Annotated in this window: 6 protein-coding genes; 3 read left to right on the forward strand and 3 right to left on the reverse strand. The window is 50.1% G+C overall.

Annotated elements, in window-relative coordinates; all coding sequences use genetic code 11:
* From PHU49_14690 to PHU49_14700, 3 genes are all read right to left on the reverse strand, one after another.
* Positions 1-1,162: FAD-dependent oxidoreductase (locus tag PHU49_14690; protein MDD5245253.1), on the reverse strand; the 1,162-nt coding region annotated here is incomplete at its 3' end.
* A 146-nt stretch (positions 1,163-1,308) separates the two neighbouring features.
* Positions 1,309-1,836, reverse strand: a complete 528-nt coding sequence (locus PHU49_14695) for a YeeE/YedE thiosulfate transporter family protein (protein MDD5245254.1) — start codon at positions 1,834-1,836, stop codon at positions 1,309-1,311.
* Positions 1,833-2,360, reverse strand: coding sequence for a YeeE/YedE thiosulfate transporter family protein (locus PHU49_14700; protein ID MDD5245255.1), 528 nt, complete (start codon positions 2,358-2,360; stop codon positions 1,833-1,835). The genes PHU49_14695 and PHU49_14700 overlap by 4 nt, the downstream gene beginning before the upstream one ends.
* Before the next feature lie 635 nt (positions 2,361-2,995).
* Here PHU49_14700 and PHU49_14705 point away from each other — a divergent pair.
* From PHU49_14705 to PHU49_14715, 3 genes are all read left to right on the forward strand, one after another.
* Positions 2,996-3,328: an STAS domain-containing protein gene (locus tag PHU49_14705; protein ID MDD5245256.1), complete on the forward strand. Its 333-nt coding sequence runs from the start codon at positions 2,996-2,998 to the stop codon at positions 3,326-3,328.
* The gene (locus PHU49_14710) at positions 3,303-3,752 is read left to right on the forward strand and encodes an ATP-binding protein (protein ID MDD5245257.1); all 450 of its coding nucleotides are present in this window, start codon (positions 3,303-3,305) and stop codon (positions 3,750-3,752) included. The genes PHU49_14705 and PHU49_14710 overlap by 26 nt, the downstream gene beginning before the upstream one ends.
* Before the next feature lie 12 nt (positions 3,753-3,764).
* The coding region (locus PHU49_14715) for a TolC family protein (GenBank protein MDD5245258.1) at positions 3,765-4,804 on the forward strand (1,040 nt) is incomplete at its 3' end.

The raw sequence follows: 4,804 nt of genomic DNA on the forward strand, positions 1-4,804 counted from the left end.
GGCCCTTAATGGTCGAGACAAAGAATTTGTACCCTTCCCGCTCCGCCTCCAGAGGAGAAAGGCCTGTACGGGCAACCTCGAGGTCGAAGACCTTCGTGATAGCCGTCCCCACAATGCCTTCAAAAACATTGCTCATGCCTGCCGCATTCTCGCCTGCTATCCTTCCCTGTTTGTTCGCTGTTGTCCCCAGAGGGATATAGACTTTTTTACCGGTCACAAGGTGTTTTGCCTCGGCACAATCGCCCGCAGCATAGACATCGGGCATGTTGGTCCGCAGGTAGTCATCAACCTTTACGGCGCCATTGGCACCGAGCTCGATCCCTGCCTCCCGGGCAAGTTTCGTATTCGGTCTGGCCCCTATGGCAAGGAGGACGAGGTCGGCATCAAAGACACCCCTGTCTGTCCTGACACCGGTGACCGTTCCGTTACTTCCTTCGAAGCCTTCAACGGACGTCTCTTTTAACAGTTTCACCCCTTCTGCCTTGATCTTTTCTTCAACGACATCGGTGATGCTCTTATCCATGGTGCCGAGGACCCTGTCCATCTTCTCGATGACGGTAACCTCGAGCCCCCGTTTACGGAGCGATTCACACATCTCCATACCGATATATCCGCCGCCGACGATAATCGCCTTCATGATCCTCTTTTCCGCACCATACCGGTTTACGTAAAGACACTCAGGCGAACCCACACAGACCTGGAAAGAACCCCATTCGTCGATGAACTTTTTGATCTCTATCCCATCAAGGAGTGTCCTTATTGTAAAAACATGCTGGAGGTCAATACCTGGCAGCGGAGGTTTAACGGGCAGCCCGCCGGTTGCAATGACAAGCTTGTCGTATGAGAACTTTGTCTCTTCATTCTTGTCGAGGTTTCTTGCTGACACCTCTTTTTTACTGAAGTCAATACCTGTTGCCTCATGACGGGTCAGTACGGTTATACCTCGTTCTTCAGTAGCAACCTTCGGTGTCAGGGATATGAGGTCCTGAAAATCCTTCACATCATCGGAGACATAGTAAGGGAGGCTGCAGGCACCGTAGGAGATAAAATAGTCTTTCTCAAGAACAATCGCCTCTGCCTCCGGCTTCAACCTCCTATAGCTGCTGGCAGCGCTCATCCCTGCCGCCACACCACCTATTACGACCAACCGTTCCTTACCCATAATATTCTCCTTTTAGTTCACGGTTCATGGCTCATAGCAACAGCAAAAACCCGGTAGGCAGTAAGCAGTAAGCACAAAAATCTTTTACTGCCTACTTCCTACTACTTACTATGTTTAGTTTTTTGCTGTCAGCTATGCGCTGCTTTTCAAAGTCCTTTCTTCTCGAACCACCTGAACATGAGGATGCCGATGATCACAAAGGCAACAATGACGATCCAGTGGTTTACCCCAAGTATCTGGGGGATCGTGATCTTCCCGAAATCTCCCCATTTCAACACCGTGCCCTTCAGCATCGGGAACATCTCCGCGAAGATGGCGGCCCCGACAAGCATTCCGAGGATGCCCCAGATCGCGTCCCATCGACCTTCACCGAGCGCACCAAGCTGTGTACCGGGACAATAACCGAGCAGCCCCCAGCCGATCCCGAAGATAAGCCCGCCGACGATATTGCCGCCAAGCACCGTTGCCTTTAAAGAGAGCTTCACAATACCAAGGTCCTTCAGGATGTATACGCCTACCATTGCGACGAGGATCGAGGTGAACATGAATTTCACGATCGTCATATCCAGGAGTCGGAGTGCTCCGATCTGTTTATCGTACCGGATTACCCTTCCCTTCTGGAGGAGAAACCCGAAGATGATGCCTGTAACAGATCCGTAGATAAGCTCGTTCATTTCCCCTCACCTCCTTTGTAGAGAATCCCTGCGACAATAACACCGCCGATAAAAAAACATATCAAGGATACATACCCGCTGACAGCCAACTGGAGCGAACCGCTCAGCCCATGGCCGCTCGGTCACCCATCTGCGAGCCTTGCCCCGAACATGGCGACGGCGCCGCCGATAAATGCGACGATCGCCCGCTTTGCCCTGCCTGGTCCGAAACGTCCCTGCCACATGTCAGGAACACCCTGCCAGCGGAATGTCTTCGATGTTGTTGATGCGATAAGAGAACCAACGAAGATACCTATCACAAAAAGGAACTGCCAGTCGATCTTCGGCAGTTCCTTTTTGAAATATTCCATACTCCCGACCCGTTCAGCATCAAAGACCTTTTCAATGAAACCGGCAGAGCGGACAAACGTAGTCGAGGCGCCGACATATTTCCCGGTAAACCAGACAGATGCGATGAGGAGAAGGCCGGTCAGAAAACCGGCAATGTACGGGTTCCAGCCCTTGTCATTTCCCTTCTGTTCCATGTTTTTTACCTCCTTTTGATAGCTTCTGGTTCATAGCCCATGGTCCATTGCAAAAGCAAAGGATGATATTAAATGTTCTATAACAACGAAAACAGCATCTGTCAATCCATTAATGGGGCTCACGCCTGTCCCCGTAAGGGGGTCGCCCCCTCCACGGGCATAAGCTCGTGGAGCCTTCCCCTCTCGCTCAAGAATTCGCTACGAGTTAATATAATGGGGCTCACGCCTGTCCCCGTAAGGGGGTCGCCCCCTCTGGCAGCAAAGCGCGACCCGGAAGCGGGTACCCCGGCCTCCCCCTCTCGCTCAAGAATTCGCTACAGAATATAGGTCCAATAGGTCGTATAGGACCTATATTCAGATTCTCACCTTCTGCTCTTCTCACCCTCTCACCTTCTTGCTCTTTACTCTCCGCTCTCAGCTGCTTCTTTACCGGGGCTCACAGCTTGTCCCGACTTGACGGGGTCGCCCCCTCCAGGAAAGAAGCAGGTTAAGGTTCAGGCTAAGGTTAAGCACCCCGCCGGTTCTCCTCAACCTCAACCTTAGCCTCAGCCTGATTCTTCGTGGTTTACACAAATTCTGTTGATTTTTCAAGGTCTTCCATTTAAAATGCTTAAAAAACACAAGAAGGAGTTGTTATGGAGATAAACGCCCGGCAAGAAAAGAACACAACGGTTATTGCAGTTCAGGGAAGGATAGACGCCGTTACTGCCCCTGAATTCGAAAACTACCTCTCAAACCTTATATCGAAGGGTGATCGTAATTTTATCGTCAACCTCAGCGCGCTGGAATATATCAGCAGCGCCGGTCTTCGGAGTATCCTTGCCACAGCGAAAAGATTAAAAGCTGAACAGGGCGATATAAGATTTTCGGGACTCCAGGGTCCCGTTGAAGAAGTCTTTAAGATATCCGGTTTTTATTCAATCTTTAAGATATTCGATTCGGATGCGTCAGCCCTGGATAACGTATAAGATAGTGGAAGTCCTGTCGAAAATACGAGTACCCGCAAGACTTGATCATCTCCATACACTGATCGATATTGTAAGCAATTGCGCGAAGGAACAGGGATTGGGCGGGAAACGGATCAATGAGATAGAGATAGCCACGGAAGAAGCGCTCGTCAATATCTTTCATTATGCCTATCAGGAACAGGAAGGTGATGTAGAGATATCATGCAAGACTGAGCATGGCAGGACATTCATTATCGAGATCACTGATGCCGGAATGCCCTTCAACCCTCTTTCGGTTTCTGAACCCGACACAACACTGGATGTCGCTGAGCGGCAGATCGGCGGCGTTGGTGTGTTCCTCATAAAAAAACTCATGGATGATGTGATATACAGAAGGGACGGTAACAAAAACATACTGGAATTAGTCGTCAATCTCAAAACATAAGGAGATGATGCAATGTTTTCATATGTATTTGTGATGAGGACTGTTTTAAGCCTTATCGTTCTCTGTATTTCTATTTCCCTTTCCTTCGGTCAGGTCAGTACCGGGGATACATTAAATGTTCCGCCTTTAAAAAACAAGCAACCGGATCAAGCATCGCAACAAGGACAAAATGAGATCAAAGGGCTTACCCTTGCCGATTGCGTCATCCTGGCGCTTAAAAACAATATCGACCTGAAGAACACATTTCTCAACAGGATCACCCAGAGGTTTAGCATAAGGGTTGCGGAGAACAAGTTCAGACCCCAGGGGAATATAACCCTTGCAACACAACGGAACTCAACCTACCCGGATATCGACACAGGAAGGACTACCGGCTCAAACCAGCAGACGAATACCAGCGTGACCCTCAATGTACCGACAGGCGGCAACTTCGCCCTCGCCTGGAACAACCAGGCGACAAAGTCTGATGTCGCCGAAGTCTCTGCGTATAACCCTTCGTGGACACTGTCATTCACCCAGCCTCTCCTCAAGAACGCCGGGAAAGAGGTAGCGACTGCAGATCTTGTGATCGCCCGCATTACCGAAAACGGCAACATCCTTGACCTGAAAGACACTATTATCAATACGATCGCGGGCGTATCCTCCCAGTACCGGGCATATGTACAGGCTCTACGCCAGCTCGAAATAGACCAGGAATCACTTGAGACCACGAAAAAGACTCACGAATATAATAAGGCGATGGTAGCGGCAGGCAGGTTGGCAGAATCGGAACTGCTCCAGTCCGAGGCCGGTATCGCATCACAGAATATCACGATCATCCAGGATAAGAACAACATTGACAGCACACGGCTCACCCTTCTGCAAACGCTCAACCTCGACAGCCAGACTCAATTTGAGCCTGTAGAGGAAACCGAGGCCATGGTCAAACCCCCCGCATTTAAGGAAGCCATGGAGATCGCCCGGAAGAACAGGTCCGATTATCTGAAACAGTTGCAAAACCTTGAGACAACAAAACTGCAATACAACGTGGCAAAAAACGGCCTTCTCTGGGA

This window comes from Syntrophorhabdaceae bacterium, assembly GCA_028713955.1.
In the GTDB taxonomy this organism is placed as follows: Bacteria; Desulfobacterota; Syntrophorhabdia; order Syntrophorhabdales; family Syntrophorhabdaceae; genus UBA5609.

Bases quoted from the DNA above. Each gene is read 5' to 3' on its own strand.
- PHU49_14695 (MDD5245254.1), bottom strand. From the start codon at position 1,836: ATGAACGAGCTTATCTACGGATCTGTTACAGGCATCATCTTCGGGTTT.
- PHU49_14705 (MDD5245256.1), top strand. From the start codon at position 2,996: ATGGAGATAAACGCCCGGCAAGAAAAGAACACAACGGTTATTGCAGTT.
- PHU49_14710 (MDD5245257.1), top strand. From the start codon at position 3,303: ATGCGTCAGCCCTGGATAACGTATAAGATAGTGGAAGTCCTGTCGAAA.